Source organism: Streptomyces sp. NPDC006624, assembly GCF_040611555.1.
Lineage (GTDB): Bacteria > Actinomycetota > Actinomycetes > Streptomycetales > Streptomycetaceae > Streptomyces.
In genome coordinates this window covers 238,394-263,678 of sequence record NZ_JBEXOM010000004.1, presented here as the reverse complement: position 1 = coordinate 263,678, position 25,285 = coordinate 238,394, and the positions used below count along the sequence as shown (strand labels likewise).

Below are 25,285 nucleotides of genomic sequence, written 5' to 3'. Positions count from 1 at the left end.
CAGTGCCCGAGAGCCGGTCATCCCGGAAGGATCACGCATGTCAGCTCGCCGAACGGGCCCGTGGTGGAAGGGCATCGCCGTGGCAGCGGCCGTGGCCTGCGCCCTGCCCGCCTCCACCCCGGCAGCGGCCGGCGGTCGGACCGCCCCGGCCGCCGTCCCCGCGCTGGACTGGGGCCCCTGCCCGGACGCGCCGGGCTTCTCCTGCGCGACGGCCGCCGTCCCGCTCGACCATCGGCGCCCCGGCGGGCGCACGATCGAACTGGCCGTCATCAAACGACCGGCCACCGACCCGGGCCGACGCGTCGGTTCGCTGTTCTTCAACCCCGGCGGCCCCGGCAACGCGGCCGCCGGGACGGCGGCGCTGCCGGTGGCGTACGAACTCCTCCCGCGCGCGCTGCGCGAGCGGTTCGACATCGTCAGCTGGGACCCCCGCGGCGTCGGGCGCTCGACGGCCGTCAGGTGCTTCCGCTCCGCGGAGGAGTTCGCGGCCTGGGCCGAGCGGGTGCCGGACGGCTTCCCCGCCGGCGCCCGCGAACGCGGGAACTGGATCCGCGCCTTCGCCGAGCTGGGCCGGCTCTGCGAGCAGCGCGTCCCGGCGCTGCTGCGGCACGTCTCCACCGCCGACACCGCCCGCGACCTGGACCTGCTGCGCCGGGCGGTGGGCGACCGCAGGCTCAGCTATCTGGGCGTCTCCTACGGCACGTTCCTCGGCGCGACCTACGCCGGCCTCTTCCCTGACCGGGTCCGCGCCATGGTCCTGGACGGCAACGTCGATCCGGTCCGGTGGGTGCGGATGCGTCCCGCCCTGCCCACCGAACTGCGGCAGGGAGCCGACCTCGGGTCGGCCCGGACCCTGTCCCGCTTCCTCGCCCTGTGCGGCCGTACGACAGCCGACCGCTGCGCCTTCTCGGCCGGCTCCCCGCGGGCCACCCGCGACAAGTTCGAACGGCTGCTGCGTCGCCTGCGCGAGCGCCCCCAGGGGGAGGCGACCTACGCGGCCACCGTGGGGGCCGTCGTCAACGGGCTCTACGTCGTCGACCCGGGGTGGACCGAACTCGCCGAGGACCTGCAGGACCTGTGGGAGGGCGGCACGCCGTCCCTCCGCGGCGCCACCGGCGCCACCGGGGCGCTCCGGGCTCCGGCGCCCCCGGAGGGCGACGGGGAACCGGCGTACCCGGAGGTGGAACCGGCCTACGCCGTGGAGTGCTCGGAGAGCCCCGTCCCACGCGATCCACGGCGCTACCACCACTTCGAGCGGTACGCCCGGGCCCGGTCGGGCGACGTCGGGCGGTACTGGGCCTGGCTGCCCGAACCGTGCGCCACCTGGCCCGCGCGGGCGGCCGACCCCTACACGGGTCCGTGGAACCGCTCCGCCGTCCCCGTCCTCACCGTCAACACCACCCACGACCCGGCGACCCCCCACCGGGCCGCGGTGGCGGCCACCCGGCACCTGGGCAACGCCCGCCTGCTCACCGTCCGCGGCCACGGCCACACCACGCTGCTCAACCCGAGCGCCTGCGCCGCCCGGCACGAGGTCCGCTACTTCCTCACCGGTGCGCTGCCACCCCGGGGCGCCGTCTGTCGGCAGGACACCCCGCCCTTCGCGGCCCCCGCCGGGAAGTGACCCGGCGAAGCCGCGCCGCGGTGCCTTCCGCCCCGGCCGGGCCGGCTGAGCGCCGGTACGCCCGGCGGGCCGGACCGGGTTGCTCCCCAGGGGTGGCCCGGGTCCCCGCCCGTGGCCCTGGCCGCCCCGCCGAGCCGGCTGCGCCCTCGTGCGCCCGGTGGGCCGGACCGGTGGCGCGCTGACGCCCCGGGGCGCCGTCTCCCGGCAGGACATCCGGCTCTTCGCGGCCCCCGCCGAGAAGTGAACCGGCGAAGCCGCGCCGCGGTGCCTTGCGGCCCGGCCGGCCCGGCCCGGGTTGCTCCCCAGGGGTGGCCCGGGTCCCCGCCCGCCGCCCCGCCGAGCCAGCTGTGCACCCGTGCGCCCGGTGGGCCGGATCGGTGGCGCGCTGTTACCCCCGGGGCGCCGTCTCCCGGCAGGACATCCGGCTCTTCGAGGCCCTCGCCGGGAAGTGACCCGGCGAAGCAGCCCCGCGGTGCCCCGCCGCTCCGCCGCCGCGCCGAGCCGGCTCAGCGCCCGTGCGCCCGCCCGGTGGGCCGGCCCGGGTTGCTCCCCAGGGGTGGCCCGGGTCCCCGCCCGTGGCCCCGACGGGCCAACGGACCGCTCGCGGGCGGGCGGCCCGTCGGCCGCTGACCCATCCTGTGCTCGGGGGGCCACCCGAATCCCGAGGAGCGTATGCCCATGCCCGCCCCCGCCCGCACGGCGAGCCGCGACCGCGCCGCCCCCGCCCGCACGGCGAGCCGTGACCGCGCCGTCCCGGCTCCGAGCCGCGCCCGCGCCCTGCCGCTGCCCGTCCCCGTCGTCCCCGCGCTGCTGCTGACCCTGCTGCTCTCGCTGCTGGTGCAGCTCGACGCTCCCCGGGCGCACGGGCGGGAGGGGAGCACGGACCCGGTCGTCGCCGCGCTCACCGAGGCCGCCCGCCCGCTCGCCGGGACCGAGCCGTACGGGGACCTCCGCGACCTGCGCCCGCTCGGCCGGGCCGTCGGTGACGCCGTGATCGTCGGCGTGGGCGAGGCGACCCACGGCTCGCACGACTTCTTCACCTTCCAGCACCGCGTCTTCCGCCACCTGGCCCGGGAGAAGGGCTTCACCTCCTTCGCGCGGGAGGCCGGCTGGAACGCCGGGCTGCGCATCGACCAGTGGGTGCTCACCGGCGAGGGCGACATCCGGCAGATCATGCGCGAGGTCCTCCAGAGCGAGGACCGCCTGTGGAACAACCAGGAGTACCTGGACCTCTTCCGGTGGATGCGGGAGTACAACACCCGGCACGACCGGAAGGTCCGGTTCGTGGGCGACGACATCGTCCCCGTCGAACCCGAGCTGTACGACCGGGTGCTGGACTACGTGGCACGCCACCATCCCGACCGGTACCGCCGCTTCTCCGAGCTGTACCGGGACCACCCCGCCGGGAGCGTGCTGGAGGCCACCCGCGAGTTCAAGAGCCGTCCCCAGCAGCAGCGGCTCGACCTGGCCCGCCGCGCCCGGCAGGCCCACGCGCTGCTGCGTTCGCTGCCGCCCGGCCCGGACCGCCGGGAGTTCCGGCTCACCGTCCAGCACGCCCGGGTCATCGCGCAGAACACCCGCTTCTACTCGTTCGACACGGACGACGAGGAACAGCTCGTCCAGCAGGACCTGTACCGGGACGAGCAGATGGCCGCCAACCTCACCTGGTGGCACCGGTTCACCGGCGACCGGATCCTCCTCGCCGCACACGACGGCCACGTGGCGCTGGTCAGCAACAGCCCCGAGTACCCCCGGCCGCAGGGCGCCTTCCTCCGGGACCGCTTCGGCGGCGGCTATGTGAGTCTGCGCACCAGCTTCGGCCGGGGCTCCTTCGTCGCCTACGGTCCGGAGAACACCCTGCGGACCTTCACGGTCGGGCCGCCGGCCCCCGGCACCAACGAGCACACCCTCGACCGGGTCCCCTTCCGGGACTACCTGCTGGACCTGCGCACCGTCCCCGAGCCCGCCCGCCGGTGGCTGGACGTGCCGCGTCCCACCAGGGAGATCGGCACCGTGTGGCCCGTCCCGCTGGCCCCGACGGCGCTGCGGCCCAGTTCCGATCTGCTGGTGCACCTGCACCGGGTGGACGCGGCCCGGCTGCTGCCGGAATGACGGCCGGGCCGGCCGGCCCCCCGCTCCGTCCGTAGCCGTACGCGACGGTATGCGCACACCCCGGAATCAGTTCAACCTCTTGACGGGAGGCAACCCGAACGGCTCAGCTTAGAGTTCACTAGTTGGACATAGACGGGGTCTCATCGAAGCGGCCCCGCGCGCAGGAGGTCGTCGTGGAGACTCCGGGGTCTCAGTCATCGCTGCACCGAGCCAACCTGGAGCGGGTCGTACGAGCCGTCCGCCTGGCGGGTTCCCTCACCCAGGCGGAGATCGCGAGGACGACGGGTCTGTCGGCGGCGACGGTCTCCAACATCGTCCGGGAGTTGAAGGACAGCGGCACCGTGGAGGTCACCCCCACCTCCGCCGGCGGCCGCAGGGCCCGCAGCGTCTCCCTCAGTGGGGACGCCGGCATCGTCATCGGCGTCGACTTCGGCCACACCCACCTGCGGGTCGCCATCGGCAACCTCGCGCACCAGGTCCTCGCCGAGGAGTCCGAGCCGCTGGACGTCGACGCCTCCTCCACCCAGGGCTTCGACCGCGCGGAACAGCTGGTCACACGCCTGGTCGAGGCCACCGGCGTGGACCGCTCCAAGATCGCCGGGGTCGGTCTCGGCGTGCCCGGCCCCATCGACGTGGAGTCCGGCACGCTCGGCTCCACCGCCATCCTCCCGGGCTGGACCGGCACCAAGCCCGCCGAGGAGCTCCGCGGCCGCCTGGGCGTCCCGGTGCACGTGGACAACGACGCCAACCTCGGCGCCCTCGGCGAGATGGTCTGGGGCAGCGGCCGGGGCGTCCGCGACCTGGCGTACATCAAGGTCGCCAGCGGTGTCGGCGCCGGTCTGGTGATCAACGGCAAGATCTACCGGGGCCCCGGCGGCACCGCCGGAGAAATCGGGCATATTACACTCGACGAATCCGGCCCCGTGTGCCGTTGCGGAAACCGCGGCTGCCTGGAGACCTTCGCGGCCGCGCGCTACGTGCTCCCGCTCCTCCAGTCCAGTCACGGCACCGATCTGACCATGGAAGGCGTCGTCAGGCTCGCACGGGACGGAGACCCGGGCTGCCGTCGCGTGATCGCCGACGTCGGCCGCCATATCGGCAGTGGGGTGGCCAACCTCTGCAATCTGCTGAACCCGAGCCGTGTGGTCCTCGGCGGTGATCTCGCCGAGGCCGGTGAGCTGGTGCTCGGGCCCATCCGGGAGTCCGTCGGCCGCTACGCCATCCCCAGCGCGGCACGCCAGTTGTCCGTTCTCCCCGGTGCCCTCGGCGGTCGCGCCGAGGTCCTCGGAGCGCTCGCTCTCGCCCTCAGCGAGATGGGCGATTCGACACTCTTGGACGGAACTGCGGCCGGGGCGCTGCAGGCGGCGGCGCCTGCCTTCACTTAGAGAACGGATGGCACCGTTGCCATCTCGTTAAGGATTTACTTCTTGACGTCGCACGTGTGGCCGAGTTGACTTCCAGCCACCTCGGCCGCAATGTCGCGGCCTCGTCAGGGAGGTTTGTGAAGTGAACACGCGTATGCGTCGTGCCGCCGTTGCTGTTGCCGCAGGTGCGATGGCTGTTTCGCTTGCTGCCTGTGGCAGCGCCAAGGAGTCCGGCGACAAGGCCGACTCCTCCGGGTCCGCCAAGAAGGGCGACGACATCAAGGTCGGCCTGCTCCTTCCGGAGAACGCGACCGCCCGTTACGAGAAGTTCGACCGTCCGCTCATCGAGAAGAAGGTCAAGGAGCTCACGAACGGCAAGGGCGAGGTCGTCTACGCCAACGCCAAGCAGGACGCCAGCACGCAGAACCAGCAGGTCGACACGATGGTGACCAACAAGGTCGACGTGCTGATCGTGGACGCGGTGGACTCCAAGGCCATCGCCGGCTCGGTGAAGAAGGCCAAGGACGCGGGCATCCCCGTCGTCGCCTACGACCGCCTGGCCGAGGGCCCGATCGACGCCTACACCTCGTTCGACAACGAGACCGTCGGCAAGACGCAGGGCGAGGCCCTGCTGAAGGCCCTGGGCGACAAGGCCAAGGACGGCCAGATCGTCATGATGAACGGTTCCTCCACCGACCCGAACGCCGCCCAGTTCAAGAAGGGCGCGCACTCCGTCCTCGACGGCAAGGTGAAGATCGGCCGCGAGTACGACACCAAGGAGTGGAAGCCGGAGAACGCCAACGCCAACATGGAGGGCGCCATCTCCGCCCTCGGCAAGGACAAGATCGTCGGCGTCTACTCCGCCAACGACGGCATGGCGGGCGGCATCATCACCGCCCTGAAGGCCGCCGGCATCGCCGACATCCCGGTCACCGGCCAGGACGCCGAACTCGCGGGTGTGCAGCGCATCGTCACCGGTGAGCAGTACATGAGCGTCTACAAGCCGTACCCGCAGGAGGCCGACGTCGCTGCCGAGATGGCCGTCGCCCTCGCGCAGGGCAAGTCGCTCGACTCGCTCGCCAAGGACAAGGTCGACAGCCCGACCACCAAGGGCATCCCCTCGATCCTGGTCCCGGTCGTCTCGCTGACCCAGGACAACATCAACGACACCGTCATCAAGGACGGCATCTACACCGTGAACGAGATCTGCGCGGGCAAGTACAAGGCCGCCTGCGACAAGATCGGTCTCAAGTAAGCAGCCACCGGGTCCCTCCGGGGCCGAGGGAGCCCGCACCGGGCTCCCTCGACCCGCACGGGACGCGGTGCCCCGAGTTCCTCCGGCGCCCCGCCACACCAGCCCCGCAAGCTCCGCGGGGCGCCGGACGGATCACTCCTCCCACACTTCTGCACAACCTCCCGCCGGGTCAGGCGGCGAAGGAGATGGTTCACGTGTCCGCTACGCCCGTGCTGGCGTTGCGCGGGGTCTCCAAGCGGTTCGGTGCCGTACAGGCGCTCACCGACGTAGAGCTTGAGGTCCACGCCGGTGAGGTGGTCGCCCTGGTCGGCGACAACGGCGCCGGAAAGTCCACGCTGGTCAAGACGATCGCCGGCGTGCACCCCATCGATGAGGGCGTCATCGAATGGGACGGCAGGTCCGTCCAGATCAACAAGCCGCACGACGCCCAGAACCTGGGCATCGCGACCGTCTACCAGGACCTCGCGCTGTGCGACAACATCGACGTGGTCGGCAACCTCTACCTCGGCCGGGAGATCCGCAAGCGCGGCGTCCTGGACGAGGTCGAGATGGAGCGCCGCTCCCGGGAGCTGCTCGACACGCTGTCGATCCGCATCCCCAGCGTGCGCATCCCGATCGCCTCCCTCTCCGGCGGTCAGCGCCAGACGGTGGCCATCGCCCGGTCCATGCTCGGCGAGCCCAAGCTCGTCATCCTCGACGAGCCCACCGCCGCCCTCGGCGTCGAGCAGACCGCGCAGGTCCTCGACCTCGTGGAGCGGCTGCGCGAGCGCGGCCACGCGGTGATCCTCATCAGCCACAACATGGCCGACGTCAAGGCCGTCGCGGACAAGGTCGCCGTGCTGCGCCTCGGCCGCAACAACGGCGTCTTCGAGGTCAAGTCGACCTCGCAGGAAGAGATCATCTCCGCCATCACCGGCGCCACCGACAACGCCGTGACCCGCCGTGCGGCGCGCACGAACGGGGAGGGTTCCAAGTGAGCATCGACAAGACCTCCGCGGCCACGGGAGCCCCCGACGAGCACGTGGTGGAGAACCCCGAGGCGGCCAAGGCCGCCGTCACGGTCGTCGACCCCCGGCTGCTGGTGCGCGAGCAGGGCCTCGCGGGCTACGTCACCGAGTTCCGGCGCAAGATGAAGTCCGGCGACCTGGGCTCCATCCCGGTCGTCATCGGCCTGATCATCATCTGGGCCATCTTCACCAGCCTGAACTCCAACTTCCTCACCGCGGGCAACCTGTCCGACATGTCCGTCGCCATGGTCGGCACGGGCATGATCGCCGTCGGCATCGTGTTCGTGCTGCTGCTGGGCGAGATCGACCTGTCGGTCGGTTCGGTCAGCGGTGTGGCGGGCGCGAGCTTCGCGGTGCTGAACGTCAGCAACGGCATGAACGAATGGCTCGCCTTCGTGCTGGCCATCCTCACCGGCACGGTCGCCGGCGCGCTGCACGGCTTCTTCTTCGCGAAGATCGGCGTCCCGGCGTTCGCCGTCACGCTGGCCGGCCTGCTGTTCTGGAACGGCTTCATGCTCCAGATCCTCGGCGACAACGGCACCATCAACCTCGACGCGGACGGCGTCGTGGCGCAGCTGACGAGCTACTACTTCTCCGACGTGGCCGCCGCGTACGGTCTGGCCGCCGTGGTGACCGCCGGGTACTTCGTCAGCTCCTTCCTCGGCAACCGGCGGCGCGAGGCCGCGGGCGTGCCGTCGCGGCCGCTGAGCGAGACCATCGTGCGCACGGTGCTGCTGGCGGTCCTCGCCTTCGCCGTCGCCGTCGTCTTCAACCAGTACAAGGGCCTGCCGCTGGCCGTGGTGATCTTCATCGTGGTGCTGCTGGTGACGGACTTCGTGCTGCGGCGGACCTCGTACGGCCGCAAGGTGTTCGCGCTCGGCGGCAGCGTCGAGGCGTCCCGGCGCGCCGGCATCAACGTGGAGATGGTCCGGATCTCGGTGTTCGCGATCTCCGGCACCTTCGCCGCGGTGGGCGGTCTGTTCATCGCCTCGAAGATCGCGGCGGCGAACCAGGGCGCCGGCGGCGGTGACCTGCTGATGAACGCGATCGCCGCTGCGGTGATCGGCGGCACGTCGCTGTTCGGCGGCCGCGGGCGCACCTGGAACGCGCTGCTCGGTGTGCTGGTGATCGTGTCCATCCAGTACGGGCTCGCCCTCGAGGGCATCGCCTCGCCGGTGCAGTACATGATCACCGGTGGTGTGCTGCTGGCCACGGTCGTGATCGACGCGGTGACCCGCAGGACGCAGAAGACCGCCGGTCGCGCGTAACCGCGGGAGAAGGACCCCTGTGCCCGGCGCCGGAAGGTGCCGGGCACAGTCATGTCGTAGGTGGGGCACAAGATGGGTACAGCCGATTGCGTGACGTATGACCCACGGCCGCGGCGCGGTCCCCTGGAGCGGAACATTAGACTCGACACGCCCGGCAACAGCTCGAACAGCTCTACTGCAAGGAGGCACGGGTGCCGCTGCTGACCCGTATCAGGGGACCGCGCGATCTGGACCGGCTCAGCCTGGAAGAGCTGAACCAGCTGGCGGAGGAGATCCGGAGCTTCCTCGTCGAAGCGGTCTCCAAGACCGGCGGTCACCTCGGCCCCAACCTCGGCGTGGTGGAGCTCACCATCGCCCTGCACCGGGTCTTCGAATCGCCCAAGGACAAGGTGCTCTGGGACACCGGCCACCAGTCCTACGTCCACAAGCTGCTCACCGGCCGCCAGGACTTCTCCCGGCTGAAGATGAAGGGCGGCCTGTCCGGCTACCCCTCGCAGGCCGAGTCCGAGCACGACGTCATCGAGAACAGCCACGCCTCCACGGTCCTCGGCTGGGCCGACGGCCTGGCCAAGGCGAACCAGCTGCTGAAACGCGACGACCACGTCGTCGCGGTCATCGGTGACGGCGCGCTCACCGGCGGCATGGCCTGGGAGGCGCTGAACAACATCGCCGACGCCAAGGACCGCCCGCTCGTCATCGTCGTCAACGACAACGAGCGCTCCTACGCGCCCACCATCGGCGGCCTCGCCAACCACCTGGCGACCCTGCGCACCACCGACGGCTACGAGCGCTTCCTCGCCCGCACCAAGGAGGTCCTGGAGCGCACCCCGGTCGTCGGCCGGCCGCTGTACGACACCCTGCACGGCGCCAAGAAGGGCCTGAAGGACTTCATCGCCCCGCAGGGCATGTTCGAGGACCTCGGCCTGAAGTACGTCGGGCCGATCGACGGGCACGACCTGGAGGCCCTGGAGTCCGCCCTGGCGCGGGCCAAGCGGTTCGGCGGGCCGGTCATCGTGCACTGCCTCACCGAGAAGGGCCGCGGCTATCAGCCCGCCCTCCAGGACGAGGCCGACCGCTTCCACGCCGTCGGCAAGATCCACCCCGACACGGGCCTGCCCATCGCCTCCTCCGGCGCCGACTGGACCTCCGTCTTCGGCGAGGAGATGGTCAGGCTCGGCGAGGAGCGCGAGGACGTCGTCGCCATCACGGCCGCCATGCTCCAGCCGGTGGGCCTGGACAAGTTCGCCAAGCGCTTCCCGGAGCGGGTCTACGACGTCGGCATCGCCGAGCAGCACGGCGCGGTCTCCGCGGCCGGCCTGGCCACCGGCGGTGTGCACCCGGTGTTCGCGGTGTACGCGACCTTCCTCAACCGCGCCTTCGACCAGGTGCTGATGGACGTCGCCCTGCACAAGTGCGGGGTCACCTTCGTGCTCGACCGGGCCGGGATCACCGGCACCGACGGCGCCTCCCACAACGGCATGTGGGACATGTCGATCCTCCAGGTCGTGCCGGGGCTGCGGCTGGCCGCGCCGCGCGACGCCGACCAGGTCCGCGCCCAGCTGCGCGAGGCCGTCGCCGTCGACGACGCCCCGACCGTGGTCCGCTTCTCCAAGGGCGCCGTCGGCCCCGCCGTACCGGCCGTGCGCCGCGTCGGCGGCATGGACGTGCTGCGCGAGCCCGGCACCGACCGGCCGGACGTGCTGCTGGTCTCCGTCGGCGCCCTCGCGCCGATGTGCCTGGAGATCGCCGGGCTGCTCGACAAGCAGGGCATCTCCACGACCGTCGTCGACCCGCGCTGGGTCAAGCCCGTCGACGAGGCCATGGCGCCGCTGGCCGAGGGACACCGCGTGGTCGTCACCGTCGAGGACAACAGCCGCGTCGGGGGTGTCGGCTCGGCGATCGCGCAGGCGCTGCGCGACGCGGGCGTCGACGTGCCGCTGCGCGACTTCGGCATCCCGCCGCGCTTCCTCGACCACGCCTCGCGCGCCGAGGTGCTCGCCGAGATCGGCCTCACCGCGCCGGACATCGCCCGGCAGGTCACCGGGCTGGTCGCCAAGCTGGACGGCCTTTCCGACGCCGTGGACCCGGTGGAGAGCGCGCGCGACTGACGCGGGCGCGCCGCCGAACGAGTGCCCAATGGGCCGGTTTCCCCACCATGAGGGTGGTGCAACCGGCCCATTGGCGTGAATGCGCCGGCGCCTGGGCATACGCAGGGTGCCACCTCTCGATCATGTCGAGGACGACGAGCGTGGGAGGTACCCATGAGCAGCACCCTCTTCCGGACGAAGAAGGTCGAGCAGTCCATCCTCGATACCGAGGAGCCAGAGCACGCCCTCAGAAAGTCCTTGTCCGCGCTTGATCTGACCGTCTTCGGCGTCGGTGTGATCATCGGCACCGGCATCTTCGTCCTCACCGGCACCGTCGCCAAGGACAACGCCGGCCCGGCGGTGGCCCTGGCGTTCATCGCGGCCGGTGTCGCCTGCGCGCTGGCCGCGCTCTGTTACGCCGAGTTCGCCTCCACGGTCCCGGTCGCCGGGTCCGCCTACACGTTCTCGTACGCCTCCCTCGGAGAACTGCCCGCCTGGATCATCGGCTGGGACCTCGTCCTGGAGTTCGCGCTCGGCACGGCGGTGGTCGCCGTCGGCTGGTCGGGCTACATCCAGTCGCTCATGGACAACGCGGGCTGGCAGATGCCCGCGGCCCTGGGCAGCCGTGAGGGCGCCGACGGGTTCGGGTTCGACATCCTCGCCGCCGCGCTCGTCCTCGTCCTGACCGTCATCCTCGTCCTCGGCATGAAGCTGTCCGCGCGGATCACCTCCATCGTCGTCGCGATCAAGGTGACGGTCGTGCTCGTGGTGATCATCGCGGGCGCGTTCCTCATCAAGGGCGACAACTACGACCCGTTCATCCCGGAGGCCAAGCCGGTGGATGCGGGCAGCAGTCTCGACGCCCCGCTGATCCAGCTGATGTTCGGCTGGGCGCCGTCCAACTTCGGCGTGATGGGCATCTTCACCGCCGCGTCGGTCGTGTTCTTCGCCTTCATCGGCTTCGACGTGGTCGCCACGGCCGCGGAGGAGACCAGGAACCCGCAGCGGGACATGCCGCGGGGCATCCTCGGCTCGCTGCTGATCTGCACCACGCTGTACGTGCTCGTCTCGATCGTCGTCACCGGCATGCAGAACTACAAGGAGCTGTCCGTCGACGCCCCGCTCGCCGACGCCTTCAAGGCCACCGGGCATCCGTGGTTCGGGGGCTTCATCAGCTTCGGCGCCGCGGTCGGCCTGACGACGGTCTGCATGATCCTGCTGCTCGGGCAGACCCGGGTGTTCTTCGCGATGAGCCGCGACGGACTGCTGCCGCGGTTCTTCTCGCAGGTCCACCCGCGCTTCAAGACGCCGCACCGGCCGACCATCCTGCTCGGTGTGATCATCGCCGTGCTGGCCGGGTTCACGCCGCTGACGGAGTTGGCCGCCCTGGTGAACATCGGCACGCTGTTCGCCTTCGTGGTCGTCGCGATCGGCGTGATCATCCTCCGCCGGACGCGGCCCGACCTGCACCGGGCGTTCCGCACGCCGTGGGTGCCGCTCGTCCCGATCCTCTCGGTGTGCGCGTCCCTCTGGCTGATGATCAACCTGCCGGCGGAGACCTGGGTGCGGTTCGGGATCTGGATGGCCGCCGGTTTCGTCGTGTACTTCCTCTACGGCCGCACGCACAGCCGGCTGGCCAAGGGCGAGCGGGCGGAGGCCGGGGGCCGGGGCGCCTAGCCGCGCACACGCGCACGGGAGCCGGACCGCTACGGGCGCACCGTACGCGGCCCGGCCACCTCCGCGCCCACCTCCGCGACCCGGCGCCGCAGTTCCCGGTCCGCCGTCACGACCAGCACCGGGCGCCCACCGGCCGACGCGACGACCTCCACGATGTGATCGTCCCCACTGCCCGGCGCCGACGACACCGTCACCCCCGGCACCGACTCCACCCCCCGGGCCGCCCCCTCCACCACCAGCACGATCTCCACCGGCCCGGCCACCCCGGGCACGCCGTCCGCCGCCAGCCGGTCACGCAGCCGCTCCGCCGCCCCCTTGCGGTCCCGCCACCAGCCGTCGGGCACGGACCCGACGACGTTCGCGGCGTCGACGACGACGAGGAGCGGAGTGGTGTCGTTCATCCGGCCAGGGTCGCACGCGGACACCGCCGGGGCAGGGGGTGGGCCGCACGTCCCGCCGGAGAGGCCGCATAAAGTGAACTGGTGAACGGCGACTGGCTCATCCGCGGCCGTGACGGCCGCCTCACCGTCTACCTGCCCTCCGGCGACGCCGTCCTGTGCCGCGCCGAACGCGGCCCCGGCGGCCCCTGGGAGGACGCCCCCCGCACCGTCGGCGGCACCCAGAAGCTGCTCCCGGGACCGGCGGTCGGCCAGGGTGGCGACGGGTACGCCCACCTGGCCGCGTGGCGGCCCACCGTGCCGGGGGAGTCGGGGCTCGTGCACTCCACGCACTTCCGGCCCCGTCTCGCACCCCTGGACTGGATCCCGATCGGCCACCCGGACAAGAAGGGCGACCGCACCGGCCCGCCCGCCGTCACCGTCGACGGCGCGGGACGCGCCTACGTCTTCGTGCGCAACGGCGGCGGCGGAGTCAGTCTGCGCAACCAGAAGGTGAAGGGCGGCTGGGGAGCCTGGCACGACCTCGGGGGCGACGGCGTCGAGGGAGAACTCGCCGCGGTGACGGGGGAGTCCGGGCTGGTCGAGGTGTACGCCGCGGCGTCCGGCCGGATCCTGCGCTGGCGGCAGGAGGGGGACGGCAAGAAGCCCGAACCGGCCGAGGGGGTCGACGCCCCCGTCCGTCCCGGCACCCTGCGCGCACTCGCCACGTCCGCCGGGCACACCACCCTGTTCTTCACGGACCTGTCCGGAGACCTGTGCGCCTGGCGCCCCGGGGACAAGCCGGTGACCCTCCTCGCCTCCGCCGGACCGGGCCCCGTCTCCGCCGTGCGCTGCGTCATCGAGGGGCACGACTGCACCGTGCTCGCGCAGCGGTCGGCGAGCGGCCGGGTCGCCTTCGCCGCCTACCCCACCGAGCGGGAGACGGCCGGGGCGTGGTGGACGGAGTCCGGACCGCCGCTGCCCTCCGGCGCCCTGGTGTCGGTGGCGCTCGACGAGCACGAGGAGGTCGTCGCGGCGTCCCTGTCGCCCGCCACGGGGACCGTGCGCCTGACCCGCCGCAAGGACGAGCCGGGGCTCGCCCTGGAGGCCTGGCGGGAGATCTGAACCGCTACCCGCGTGCCGCCCCGCGACGGGCTCAAGGCGCGCGGGGCACCGGTCGATAGATGCGGGTATGCCACACTCGCACGCACGACGCCGCACGGTGCTCACCGGCGCGGCCCTGCTCACCGCCGGCGGAGCGTCGCTCCTGGGGTCGGCCACCGCCCATGCCTCGGGGCGGGTCGTCGCACAACGACGCCTGGACGAACGGCTCATCGAGCTGACCCTCGACTCCCGGGCGCTGGGCGGCCCCAGCCGGGTGGCCCTGCTCACCCCCCGCGGCTGGGACCGCCGCGGACCCGGTGACCGCTGGCCCACCCTCTACCTGCTCGCGGGCGGCGACGGCGACCACACCACCTGGACGACGATGTTCCGCGTGCAGGAACTCGCCGAACTGCTCGACGTCCTGGTCGTGATGCCCGGCATGCCGCTGTTCGGCTTCTGGACCGACTGGTGGAACCACGGCAGGCAGGGACCGCCCCGGGTACGCACGTACTTCCTGCGCGAGGTCGTGCCCCTGCTGGAGCGCAAGTACGGTGCCGGGACGCGCCGGGCGGCGGCCGGCGAGTCGCAGGGCGGCTTCGGCGCCCTGGGGATCGCCGCCCGCAACCCCGGCATGTTCGGCGCGGTCGCCGCGTTCGGGGCGCCGGTGCACCCGATCCGGCACCCCGAGATGTGGCTGTCCGGCGCGAAGTTCGTGGGGGTGGACGGCTACGCGATCTTCGGGGACCCCTGGAAGCAGTGGAAGGTGTGGCTGGACTGGGACCCCTACCGCCATGCCGAGGGCCTGCGCCGCACGCCCGTCTACCTCGCCTCCGGCGACGGAACCCCCGGACCTCTCGACGGTGCGGACCCCGAACCGCACATCCCGGGCACCGAGAAGTGGGTCGCGCTGGCGGGCGGCGACGTCGTCTCCGTCACCGAGGCCGTCTGCGCGGAGGAGACCCGGCTGCTGAGCGACCGACTCACCTCGCTGAGGGCCCCGGTGACGACGCACCTCTACCCGGGGACCCACACCGGCACCTACGGCTACCGCGAGCTGCGGCACGCCCTGCCGATGCTGCTGACCGCCCTGCACGGCCGCCCGCACCGGTAGCCGCCGCCTTCCGCACCGGGTGGAGCGCGGCTCCGGCCACCGGCCACGGCCGAGGGGGGCGGGTGCACGGCTGGTCACCGTACGCCCGCCCCCCTCGGGGGTCACGCGTTACGCCGGGACGCTCGCCACGCCCGGAGCCAGGAACCTCTTGCCGTTCACGCGCTCGGAGACACCCTCGCGGTCCAGGTACGGCGTGATGCCGCCCAGGTGGAACGGCCAGCCGGCGCCCGTGATGAGGCAGAGGTCGATGTCCTGCGCCTCGGCGACGACGCCCTCGTCGAGCATGATGCCGATCTCCTGCGCCACCGCGTCCAGGACCCGCTCGCGGACCTGCTCCTCCGTCAGGACGGTGTCGCCCTGCTTCAGCAGCGCGGCGACCTCGGGGTCGAGCTCGGGCTTGCCGCTGTCGTAGACGTAGAAGCCGCGCTTGCCCGCCTCGACGACCGCCTTGAGGTTCGGGGAGACCGTGAAGCGGTCCGGGAACGCCCTGTTGAGCGTCTCGGAGACGTGCAGGCCGATGGCCGGGCCGACCAGCTCCAGCAGCACCAGCGGCGACATCGGCAGACCGAGCGGCTCGACGGCCCGCTCGGCGACGTCGACGGGGGTGCCCTCGTCGATGACGTTCTGGATCTCGCCCATGAAGCGGGTCAGGATGCGGTTCACGACGAACGCCGGGGCGTCCTTGGTGAGGACCGCGGTCTTCTTCAGCTTCTTGGCGACGCCGAACGCGGTGGCCAGGGAGGCGTCGTCGGTCTTCTCACCGCGGACGATCTCCAGCAGCGGCAGGACCGCGACCGGGTTGAAGAAGTGGAAGCCGACGACCCGCTCGGGGTGCCGCAGCTTCGACGCCATCTCCGACACCGACAGCGAGGAGGTGTTGGTGGCGAGGATCGCGTGCGCCGGGGCGACCGCCTCGACCTCCGCGAACACCTTCTGCTTGACGCCCATCTCCTCGAAGACAGCCTCGATGATGAAGTCGGCGTCCGAGAAACCCTCGGCCTTGTCCAGGACGCCGGTCACCAGCGCCTTGAGGCGGTTGGCCTTGTCCTGGTTGATCCGGCCCTTGCCGAGCAGCTTGTCGATCTCGGCGTGGACGTAGCCCACACCCTTGTCGACGCGCTCCTGGTCGATGTCGGTCAGCACGACCGGCACCTCCAGGCGGCGCAGGAACAGCAGCGCGAGCTGGCTGGCCATCAGACCGGCGCCGACGACACCGACCTTGGTGACGGGGCGGGCCAGCGACTTGTCCGGGGCGCCGGCGGGGCGCTTGCCGCGCTTCTGCACCAGGTTGAACGCGTAGATCCCGGCGCGCAGTTCACCGCCCATGATGAGGTCGGCGAGCGCCTGGTCCTCGGCGTCGTAGCCCTGCTGCAGGTCGCCGTTCTTGGCGGCGGCGATGATGTCCAGGGCGCGGTAGGCGGCCGGGGCCGCGCCGTGCACCTTGGAGTCGGCGATGAAGCGGCCCTTGGCGACGGCCTGGTCCCAGCCCTCGCCGCGGTCGATCACCGGGCGCTCGATCTCCAGCTCGCCCTTGAGGACGGCGGAGGTCCAGATCAGCGACTGCTCCAGGAAGTCCGCGCCCTCGAAGATCGCGTCGGCGATCCCGAGCTCGTAGACCTGCTTGCCCTTGAGCTGCTTGTTCTGGTTGAGGCTGTTCTCGATGATCACCGAGACGGCCTTCTCGGGGCCGATCAGGTTCGGCAGGATCGTGCAGCCGCCCCAGCCGGGGACCAGGCCGAGGAACACCTCGGGCAGCGAGAACGCCGGCACGGCCGCGGAGACGGTGCGGTAGGTGCAGTGCAGACCGACCTCGACACCGCCGCCCATCGCGGCGCCGTTGTAGTACGCGAAGGTCGGCACGGCCAGCTGGGACAGCCGCTTGAAGACCTCGTGGCCGCCCTTGCCGATGGCGAGGGCGTGCTCGTGCTCCTTGAGGATCTCCACGCCCTTGAGGTCGGCGCCGACCGCGAAGATGAACGGCTTGCCGGTGATGCCGACACCGACGATCTCGCCGTCCGCCGCCTCCTTCTCGACCTGGTCGATGGCGGTGTTCAGGTTCGCCAGCGAGGCCGGGCCGAAGGTGGTCGGCTTGGTGTGGTCGTGGCCGTTGTCCAGGGTGATCAGGGCGAAGCGCCCGGCACCGAGGGGGAGGTCGAAGTGGCGTACGTGCGCACTCGTGACGACCTCGTCCGGGAACAGCTCGGAAGCCTGCTTGAGAAGCTCGGCGGTGGTGCTCACTTGTCCCCCTCGAAGTGCGGGTTCTCCCAGATGACCGTCGCGCCCATGCCGAAGCCGACGCACATGGTGGTCAGGCCGTAGCGGACGTGCGGCTGCTCCTCGAACTGGCGGGCCAGCTGCGTCATCAGGCGGACGCCGGAGGAGGCCAGCGGGTGGCCGAAGGCGATGGCGCCGCCGTACTGGTTGACGCGCTCGTCGTCGTCGGCGATGCCGTAGTGGTCGAGGAAGGCGAGGACCTGGACGGCGAAGGCCTCGTTGATCTCGAACAGGCCGATGTCGGAGATGGACAGGCCGGCCTGGGCCAGCGCCTTCTCCGTGGCCGGGATCGGGCCGTAGCCCATGACCTCGGGCTCCACACCCGCGAAGGAGTAGGAGACCAGGCGCATCTTCACGGGGAGGTCGTTCTCCCGCGCGAACTCCTCGGAGGCGATGAGGGAGGCGGTGGCGCCGTCGTTCAGACCGGCCGCGTTGCCCGCGGTGACCCGGCCGTGGACGCGGAACGGGGTCTTCAGGCCGGAGAGGTTCTCCAGGGTCGTGCCCGGGCGCATCGGCTCGTCGGCGGTGACCAGGCCCCAGCCCGTCTCACCGGCCTCGGGGGAGGTGCGGCGCACCGAGATCGGCACCAGGTCGGCCTGGATCTTGCCGTTGGCGTACGCCTTGGCGGCCTTCTCCTGGGAGCGCACGGCGTACTCGTCGGCGCGCAGCTTGGTGATCTGCGGGTAGCGGTCGTGCAGGTTCTCCGCCGTCATGCCCATGAAGAGGGCCGACTCGTCGACCAGCTTCTCGGAGACGAACCGCGGGTTCGGGTCCACGCCCTCGCCCATGGGGTGGCGGCCCATGTGCTCGACACCGCCGGCGATGGCGATGTCGTACGCGCCGAAGGCGACGGAACCGGCCACCGTGGTGACGGCGGTCAGGGCGCCGGCGCACATGCGGTCGATGCTGTAGCCCGGCACGGACTGCGGGAGCCCGGCGAGGATGCCCGCGGTGCGGCCGATGGTGAGGCCCTGGTCGCCGATCTGCGTGGTCGCGGCGATGGCGACCTCGTCGATCTTCTTCGGGTCGAGGCCGGGGTTGCGGCGCAGCAGCTCCCGGATCGCCTTCACGACGAGGTCGTCGGCTCGGGTCTCGTGGTAGATGCCCTTCGGGCCCGCCTTGCCGAACGGGGTGCGGACGCCGTCGACGAAGACGACGTCCCTGACGGTACGAGGCACGATGGCTCTCCTCCAGGGTCAGGATCTGCATTGCTGCTGCGATGCGCTGAGCGCGCGCTCAGTCCCATGCTACTTGTGGGTAACGTAGCTGCACAGTCCTGACCCGTCGAGCGGCGAAGGTCACACCATCGGCGGAGCCGTCGAACCCCGGGGCGTCAGCACCGGCGTGGGCACGGGGTGCGACCCGCCCTCACCGCCGGTGATCACCGAGAACAGCGTCCGGGCCACCTCCGCGCCGAATCCGTGCACGTCATGGCTCATCGCGGACAGCGTCGGGTGGGTCAGCCGGCACAGCTGCGAGTCGTCCCACGCCAGCAGCGACACGTCCTGAGGCACCCGCAGCCCCATCTCCGCCGCCACGGACAGCCCGGCCACGGCCATGATGTCGTTGTCGTACACGATCGCCGTGGGCCGGTCCGGCGCCGCCGCCGTCAGCAGCGACCGCGTCGCCCGCGCCCCCGCGTCCCCCGAGAAGTCCGTCGCCACCTGCCACGCCCCGGCCAGGCCCAGCGCGCCCGCCGTCTCGTCGAACGCGGCCGTCCGGATCGAGGTGTGCCCGAGGTCCGCCGCCCCGCCCACCCGCGCGATCCGCCGGTGCCCGAGCGCGGCCAGATAGCGCACCGCCTCCGTCACGGCCGTGGCGTCGTCGGTCCACACGGACGTGAGGCCCCCGGTCAGCGACGGATGCCCGACGGCGACCACCGGCAGCCCCAGCCGCTCCGCCAGTTCCACCCGGGGGTCGCCGTCCCGGAAGTCGACCAGGATCGACCCGCCGACCTGCCGCCCCCTCCACCACGCCTCCTGGACCCCCACCTCCTCCTCCAGGGTGTGCACCAGCCGCAGCAGCAGGGAGCAGGAGTGCTCGGCCAGCACGCTCTCGACGCCCGAGACGAACTCCATGTACCAGGGCTCCAGACCCAGCATCCGGGCCGGCCGGCACACCGCGAGCCCCACCACGTCCACGCGGGAGCCCGCCAGCGTGCGCGCCGTGAGGTTCGGCGCCCACCCCAGCTCCCGCGCCGCCCGGAAGATCCGGTCCCGGGTCGCCTCGGACAGGCCCGGCTTGTGGTTGAAGGCGAGCGACACGGCACCCTTGGACACACCGGCGCGCGCGGCGACGTCCTTGATGGTGACGCGAGGGACAGGCGTTGCCGTCATCGGGTGGGCTCCACGCAGTACAGGGCCGAACGGGCGGTCTCCGCGTCCGGAGTCTTCCAGCCGCGCACCCCGATGGTCACCTCTTCGCCCGGCAGCAGTGTCACCAGCCCCCGGTCCGCCCGGGCGCCCGGGTCCAGCCGGTCGGCCTGGAGCAGCAGGTCCCGCACCAGGGTGCGCGCCGTCACGGTGACACCGCCCGGCGCGAGGGCGACCTCGAACTCGGGCACGGGGTAGAGGACCTCGCGGTCGGGCACCGGGAAATGCAGGGCCCGCAGCCCGCCCGCACCACCGGCGCCGGCGCCGTCACCATCCGCCTCCGCCTCCGCGTCCGCCTCCGCCTCCGCATCCGCGACGAGGAACTCCTTCGGCCCGGCGGGCGCCAGCTCGCGCGGCACCCCGAGCCGGGCCACGGTCCGTGCCCCGGCGGCCAGCCGCACCTCCGCCCGTCCCAGCACCTCGCCCTCGACGGACATCCGCCGCAGGGTCAGCGTCCCCGCCCAGTCGTCCGCCGCATGGTTGACGGCGGCGAGCTCCAGCCCGCCGTCCGCCTCGCGCAGCGTCAGCAGCCGGTCCGCGTACAGCCGCCGCAGCTCGTGGTACAGCGGCTTCTCCCGGCCGTCGCCGTCGATCGCCGCCCACGACGTCACCGGCCAGCAGTCGTTGAGCTGCCAGACGACCGTGCCCGCGCACACCGGCCAGTGCGACCGCCAGTGCTCGATCCCGGCCGCGACCGCCCGCGCCTGGTTGAGCTGCATCAGGTAGTGCCACCGGCCGAAGTCCCCGTCCGGCACGGCGAAGTGCCGCGCCAGCCCCCGGTGGAGCTTGCCGTTGCCGTCGTCCGCCTTCTGGTGGTGCAGCATGCCGGGGGAGTCCGGGGCGAGCTCCTCGCCCGGCAGCGCCCGGCGCAGCGTGGCGTACGCGGGCGGCGCCTGCCAGCCGAACTCGGCCACGAACCGCGGCACGCTGCGCCGGTAGGCGGCGTAGTCCTCGCGGTTCCACACCTCCCACGAGTGGTGCGTGCCGTGCGCCGGGTCGTTCGGGTGGTGCCGCCACGACCCGGACCAGGGGCTGCCCGCCGTGTACGGCCGGGTCGGGTCCAACTCGGCCACCACCCGCGGCAGCAGGCCCAGGTAGTAGCCCTCGCCCCAGGAGTCCCCGGCCAGCCGAGGCTCCCAGTCCCAGTCCCGGAAGCCCCACAGGTTCTCGTTGTTGCCGTTCCACAGCACCAGCGAGGGATGCGGCATCAGCCGTACGACGTTCTCCCGCGCCTCGGCCTCCACCTCGCCGCGCAGCGGCTGCTCCTCGGGGTAGGCCGCGCACGCGAACGGGAAGTCCTGCCACACCAGCAGGCCCAGCTCGTCGCAGGCGTCGTAGAAGTCCTCGCTCTCGTAGATCCCGCCGCCCCAGACCCGGACCAGGTCCACGCCCGCGCCGGCGGCCTGCTCCAGCCGCTCCCGGTAGCGCGCGCGGGTGATCCGGGAGGGGAAGACGTCGTCGGGGATCCAGTTCACGCCCCGCGCGAAGAGCCGTTCGCCGTTGACGGCCAGGGTGAAGCCGGTGCCGTGGGCGTCCGGTGAGGTGTCCAGGCCGACGGTCCGGAAGCCGACCCGCCGCCGCCATGCGTCCAGCGGCTCGCCGTCCCGGTGCAGCAGCCGCAACTCCACCTCGTACAGCGGCTGTCCGCCGTAGCCGCGCGGCCACCACAGCGCCACGTCCGGCACCCGCAGCCGCACCACCCCCTCGGTGCCCTCGACCTGGGCGCGGGCCCGCACCCCGCCGACCGTCGCCTCCAGGGTGAGCGGCGCCTCGACCCGGGTCCGCTCGACGTCGACGGCCAGCTCGACCACGCCGGTGCCCTCCTCGACCGCGACCAGGGGGCGGACCCGGGCGATCCGGGCCGTCGACCAGTGCTCCAGGCGCACCGGCCGCCAGATCCCGGCCGTCACCAGGGTCGGCCCCCAGTCCCAGCCGAACGAGCAGGCCATCTTGCGCACGTACTGGTACGGCTCGGCGTAGGCGCCGGGCCGCTCGCCCAGCCCGCCCCGGACGGCCTCCGCCTCGGCGTAGGCGGAGACGAACCGCACGGACAGCCGCCCGGCCAGGCCCGTCACGTCGAACCGGTACGAGCGGTGCATGTTCCGCACCGTCCCCAGCAGCCGCCCGTCCAGGGAGATCTCGGCGACGGTGTCCAGCCCGTCGAAGACCAGGTCGGTCTGCTCCTGCGCGGACCGGCCGTCCAGCTCCCGCTCGTACGTCCAGTCCCGGCGCCCCACCCAGGCCACCTCGCTCTCGGCGCGGCCGAGGAACGGGTCCGGGATCGCCCCGGCCGCCAGCAGGTCGGTGTGCACGCAGCCCGGGACGGCGGCCGGCAGCGTGTCCGACTCGTACCGCAGGGTCCATCCGTCGCCGAGCGGTGTGGCCTCCAGCATGCGCACTCCCTTAACCGGTTCAGTGAAGAGTCGTGTGTCGGTTTCGCATCGTTGGCGCGATTGGGACTTTACCGGTTGAGCTGACGCTGTCAGAGTGCCGAACCAGCCATACCGCACGTGCTCGTCCGTCCCGAGTCCCTCTCCGCGAACGGAGCTGACGCACATGAACCGCCGTACCCTCCTCGCCCTCTGTGCGGGCGCCGCCCTGCTCGCCTCCGGCTGCACCGGCACCGGGGGCAGCGCGAAGGGCGCCGACGCCGAGGCGCCCGACGACCCGTCCAAGGTCACCGGGACCATCACCGTCCTCACCCACCGCACCGACCTCGTGCAGGACGGGACCATGAAGAAGTACGCAGCCGAGTTCAACCGGACCCACCCCCGCGTGAAGGTCGAGTTCGACGGCATCACGGACTACGAGGGCGAAGTCAAGATCCGCATGAACACGGAGAACTACGGCGACGTCCTCATGATCCCCGGGGTGATCGAGAAGAAGGACTACCCCAAGTTCTTCGCGTCGCTGGGCAGTCGCGCCGAGCGCGGCGAGAAGTACCGCTTCACCGACTACACCACCGTCGACGGCAAGGTCTACGGCCAGAGCCCGCTGGGCGCGGTCCCCGGCTTCGTCTACAACAAGAAGGTCTGGCAGAAGGCCGGCGTCACCGACTGGCCGACGACCCCGGCCGAGTTCCTCGACGACCTCAAGGCGATCAGAGCCAGGACCGACGCGATCCCCTACTACACCAACTTCAAGGACATGTGGCCGCTCACCCAGTGGACGCAGGTCAACGGCTCGGTCAGCTGCGACGAACAGGCCACCACCCGGCTCGCCGAGGGCGATCCCTGGGCCGAGGGCGCCGATCTGCGCGTCGCCGACACGCTGCTGCACGACATCGTGCGCGGGGACCTGATCGAGAAGGACCCCACGACCACCAACTGGGAGGCGTCCAAGCCGAAGATCGCCAAGGGCGAGATCGCCACCATGTGGCTGGGCTCCTGGGCCGTCATCCAGATGCGGGCCGCGGCCGAGCAGGCCGGCGCCGACCCCGCCGACATCGGGTTCATGCCGTTCCCCGCCCAGAAGGACGGCACCTTCTGCGCGGTGGCGCTGCCCGACTACAACCAGGCCGTCAACGTCCACTCCGGGAACAAGCCCGCCGCCCGCGCCTGGATCGACTGGTTCACCGAGAAGTCCGGGTACGCGGCGGACAACCTGGCCCTGTCGCCGCTGAAGTCCGCCCCGCTGCCCGAGGTGCTGAAGCCGTACGAGGAGGCCGGGGTGCGGATCCTCGATCTGGACGACACCAAGGGCGCTCAGGTGAAGGCCATCGACAACCAGTCCGAGGTCGGCATCAACAAGCCCGACTACCGCCAGGACCTGGTCGACCTCGCCCGCGGCGCCACCCGGGGCAGCCTGGACGACTTCCTGGACGGTCTCGCCGAGAAGTGGACCGAGAGCCAGAAGTCGCTGGGGTCCTGATGACGGACACCACCGCGAAGGCGGCCGCCGCCCCGGCGCCGGGGCCGGCCGCCCCCGGAACGGCTCCCGCCCCGCGCCCGGCACGCCGGTGGCGCGGGGCCACCCCGTGGCTCTTCCTGCTCGCCCCGCTGACGCTGCTGATCGTCTTCACCTACGCGCCGATCGCCAACATGGTCGCGTACAGCTTCACCGACTGGGACGGCGTGAGCCCCGAACTGCACTACACGGGCACCGGCAACTACGCCGAACTCTTCACCCGCTCCGACCTGTTCGAGGTGTTCTGGGTCAGCGGCTACTACCTGGCCGCCTCCGTCGTCCAGATCGCCGCCGCCCTCTACTTCGCCACGGTCCTGAGCTTCAACGTCCGCTTCCGCAACTTCTTCAAGGGCGTGCTGTTCTTCCCGTACCTGATCAACGGGGTGGCGATCGGCTTCGTCTTCCTCTACTTCTTCCAGGACGGCGGCACCCTCGACTCCGTCCTCGGCCTGCTCGGCGTGGAGACGGACCGCGCCTGGCTCGGGACCCCGGCGTCGGCGAACACCTCCCTGGCCGCCGTCTCGGTCTGGCGCTACCTGGGCCTGAACTTCGTGCTCTTCCTCGGCGCGATCCAGTCGATCCCGGGGGAGCTGTACGAGGCGGCCGAGCTGGACGGCGCCAACCGCTGGCACCAGTTCCGCCACATCATCGCGCCCGGCATCAAGCCGGTGCTGTCCCTCACGGTCATCCTCTCGATCTCGGGTTCCCTGTCGGTCTTCGAGATCCCGTACATCATGACCGGCGGGGCGACCGGCACCGAGACCTTCGTGATCCAGACGGTGAAGCTGGCCTTCCAGTTCAACAAGACGGGACTCGCCTCGGCGGCCGCGATCGTGCTGCTGCTGATCGTCCTGGCGGTGACCTGGATCCAGCGGCGCCTCGTCCCCGACGACAAGGTGGACCTCGTATGACACGCCGCGCAGTCGCCCGCGCCGCGATGTACCTGTCCCTGATCGCCGCGACGGTGGTGGTCCTGCTGCCGCTGACGGCCGTGCTGCTGACGTCGCTGAAGACCGAGCGCGAGATGGCCGACGACAGCGGGGCCCTCGCCCTCCCCGGCGACCCGCTGAACCTCCACAACTACGTGACGGCGTTCCAGGACGGCCGGATGCTCTCGGCGTTCGCCAACACGACGGTGATCCTGCTCTTCGCCATCGGCGGCACGGTCCTGATCGGCTCGATGGCCGCCTACGCCATCGACCGCTTCACCTTCCGCTTCCGCAAAGTCGTGGTGGCGCTGTTCCTGATCGCCGCGCTGGTCCCCGGCGTCACGACCCAGGTGGCCACCTTCCAGATCGTCAACGGCTTCGGCATGTTCGACAGCCTGTGGGCGCCGATCGCCCTCTACATGGGCACCGACATCGTGTCGATCTACATCTTCCTGCAGTTCGTCCGGTCCATCCCCGTCTCCCTGGACGAGGCGGCCCGCCTGGACGGCGCCAACGCCTTCACGGTCTACCGCAAGATCATCTTCCCGCTGCTGAAGCCGGCGATCGCCACGGTGGTGATCGTCAAGGGCATCACCACCTACAACGACTTCTACATCCCGTTCCTCTACATGCCCTCGGAGGACCTTGGCGTGATCTCGACGTCGCTGTTCCGCTTCAAGGGCCCCTTCGGCGCCCACTGGGAGACGATCTCGGCCGGGGCGATCCTGGTGATCCTCCCGACCCTGATCGTCTTCCTGTGCCTCCAGCGCTACATCTACAACGGCTTCACCCAGGGGGCTACGAGGTGACGGAACGCC

General features: G+C 71.6%; 18 protein-coding genes. 13 read left to right on the top strand and 5 right to left on the bottom strand.

Going from position 1 to position 25,285, the window contains the following annotated elements:
- The first annotated feature begins 37 nt into the window (after window positions 1-37).
- The 8 genes from ABZY20_RS10105 (at window position 38) to ABZY20_RS10070 (ending at window position 12,394) form a co-directional block, all read left to right on the top strand.
- Window positions 38-1,624, top strand: a complete 1,587-nt coding sequence (locus ABZY20_RS10105; RefSeq protein ID WP_356439282.1) for an alpha/beta hydrolase — start codon at window positions 38-40, stop codon at window positions 1,622-1,624.
- 678 nt (window positions 1,625-2,302) lie between these two features.
- Window positions 2,303-3,736, top strand: a complete 1,434-nt coding sequence (locus ABZY20_RS10100) for an erythromycin esterase family protein (RefSeq protein ID WP_356439279.1) — start codon at window positions 2,303-2,305, stop codon at window positions 3,734-3,736.
- A gap of 173 nt (window positions 3,737-3,909) precedes the next feature.
- Window positions 3,910-5,121: an ROK family transcriptional regulator gene (locus ABZY20_RS10095; RefSeq protein WP_356439276.1), complete on the top strand. Its 1,212-nt coding sequence runs from the start codon at window positions 3,910-3,912 to the stop codon at window positions 5,119-5,121.
- A 133-nt stretch (window positions 5,122-5,254) separates the two neighbouring features.
- On the top strand, window positions 5,255-6,355 hold the full coding sequence (locus tag ABZY20_RS10090; RefSeq protein WP_356439671.1) for a sugar ABC transporter substrate-binding protein: 1,101 nt from the start codon (window positions 5,255-5,257) through the stop codon (window positions 6,353-6,355).
- 185 nt (window positions 6,356-6,540) lie between these two features.
- Window positions 6,541-7,332 carry an ATP-binding cassette domain-containing protein gene (locus ABZY20_RS10085; RefSeq protein WP_030244550.1) on the top strand — a complete coding sequence of 264 codons (792 nt, stop codon included), beginning with the start codon at window positions 6,541-6,543 and terminating at the stop codon, window positions 7,330-7,332.
- A complete protein-coding gene (locus ABZY20_RS10080) occupies window positions 7,329-8,630 on the top strand; it encodes a sugar ABC transporter permease (RefSeq protein ID WP_356439273.1) in 1,302 nt (433 codons plus the stop codon). Before ABZY20_RS10085 ends, ABZY20_RS10080 begins: the two co-directional genes overlap by 4 nt.
- Before the next feature lie 191 nt (window positions 8,631-8,821).
- Window positions 8,822-10,738, top strand: a complete 1,917-nt coding sequence (gene dxs / locus ABZY20_RS10075) for a 1-deoxy-D-xylulose-5-phosphate synthase (protein ID WP_356439270.1) — start codon at window positions 8,822-8,824, stop codon at window positions 10,736-10,738.
- Window positions 10,739-10,891: 153 nt separating this feature from the next.
- Window positions 10,892-12,394 carry an amino acid permease gene (locus ABZY20_RS10070; RefSeq protein ID WP_356439267.1) on the top strand — a complete coding sequence of 501 codons (1,503 nt, stop codon included), beginning with the start codon at window positions 10,892-10,894 and terminating at the stop codon, window positions 12,392-12,394.
- A 29-nt stretch (window positions 12,395-12,423) separates the two neighbouring features.
- Here the strand turns inward: ABZY20_RS10070 and ABZY20_RS10065 are convergent, their stop codons facing one another.
- The gene (locus ABZY20_RS10065) at window positions 12,424-12,795 is read right to left on the bottom strand and encodes an NTP pyrophosphohydrolase (RefSeq protein WP_356439264.1); all 372 of its coding nucleotides are present in this window, start codon (window positions 12,793-12,795) and stop codon (window positions 12,424-12,426) included.
- 81 nt (window positions 12,796-12,876) lie between these two features.
- Here ABZY20_RS10065 and ABZY20_RS10060 point away from each other — a divergent pair, with 81 nt between their 5' ends.
- Both ABZY20_RS10060 and ABZY20_RS10055 read left to right on the top strand, forming a co-directional pair.
- Window positions 12,877-13,896, top strand: a complete 1,020-nt coding sequence (locus ABZY20_RS10060; protein WP_356439261.1) for a hypothetical protein — start codon at window positions 12,877-12,879, stop codon at window positions 13,894-13,896.
- A 67-nt stretch (window positions 13,897-13,963) separates the two neighbouring features.
- Window positions 13,964-14,986, top strand: coding sequence for an alpha/beta hydrolase-fold protein (locus ABZY20_RS10055; RefSeq protein ID WP_356439258.1), 1,023 nt, complete (start codon window positions 13,964-13,966; stop codon window positions 14,984-14,986).
- A 108-nt stretch (window positions 14,987-15,094) separates the two neighbouring features.
- Here ABZY20_RS10055 and ABZY20_RS10050 read toward each other — a convergent pair whose 3' ends face one another.
- The 4 genes from ABZY20_RS10050 to ABZY20_RS10035 form a co-directional block, all read right to left on the bottom strand.
- Complete coding sequence (locus tag ABZY20_RS10050) at window positions 15,095-17,224, bottom strand: 3-hydroxyacyl-CoA dehydrogenase NAD-binding domain-containing protein (RefSeq protein ID WP_356439255.1); 2,130 nt, start codon at window positions 17,222-17,224, stop codon at window positions 15,095-15,097.
- Window positions 17,221-18,438, bottom strand: a complete 1,218-nt coding sequence (locus ABZY20_RS10045; protein ID WP_356439252.1) for an acetyl-CoA C-acyltransferase — start codon at window positions 18,436-18,438, stop codon at window positions 17,221-17,223. Before ABZY20_RS10045 ends, ABZY20_RS10050 begins: the two co-directional genes overlap by 4 nt.
- Window positions 18,439-18,558: 120 nt before the next feature.
- Window positions 18,559-19,596: a LacI family DNA-binding transcriptional regulator gene (locus ABZY20_RS10040; RefSeq protein ID WP_356439249.1), complete on the bottom strand. Its 1,038-nt coding sequence runs from the start codon at window positions 19,594-19,596 to the stop codon at window positions 18,559-18,561.
- On the bottom strand, window positions 19,593-22,025 hold the full coding sequence (locus ABZY20_RS10035; protein ID WP_356439246.1) for a glycoside hydrolase family 2 protein: 2,433 nt from the start codon (window positions 22,023-22,025) through the stop codon (window positions 19,593-19,595). The genes ABZY20_RS10040 and ABZY20_RS10035 overlap by 4 nt, the downstream gene beginning before the upstream one ends.
- 163 nt (window positions 22,026-22,188) lie before the next feature.
- On the opposite strand from ABZY20_RS10035, the gene ABZY20_RS10030 reads away from it, so the two are divergent.
- Genes ABZY20_RS10030 through ABZY20_RS10020 form a run of 3 tightly spaced genes read left to right on the top strand, consistent with a single transcriptional unit; the run spans window position 22,189 to window position 25,276 of the window.
- Window positions 22,189-23,502: an ABC transporter substrate-binding protein gene (locus ABZY20_RS10030; RefSeq protein WP_356439243.1), complete on the top strand. Its 1,314-nt coding sequence runs from the start codon at window positions 22,189-22,191 to the stop codon at window positions 23,500-23,502.
- On the top strand, window positions 23,502-24,449 hold the full coding sequence (locus ABZY20_RS10025) for a sugar ABC transporter permease (protein ID WP_356439240.1): 948 nt from the start codon (window positions 23,502-23,504) through the stop codon (window positions 24,447-24,449). The genes ABZY20_RS10030 and ABZY20_RS10025 overlap by 1 nt, the downstream gene beginning before the upstream one ends.
- Window positions 24,446-25,276, top strand: a complete 831-nt coding sequence (locus ABZY20_RS10020) for a carbohydrate ABC transporter permease (RefSeq protein ID WP_356439237.1) — start codon at window positions 24,446-24,448, stop codon at window positions 25,274-25,276. Before ABZY20_RS10025 ends, ABZY20_RS10020 begins: the two co-directional genes overlap by 4 nt.
- Window positions 25,277-25,285 lie beyond the last annotated feature (9 nt).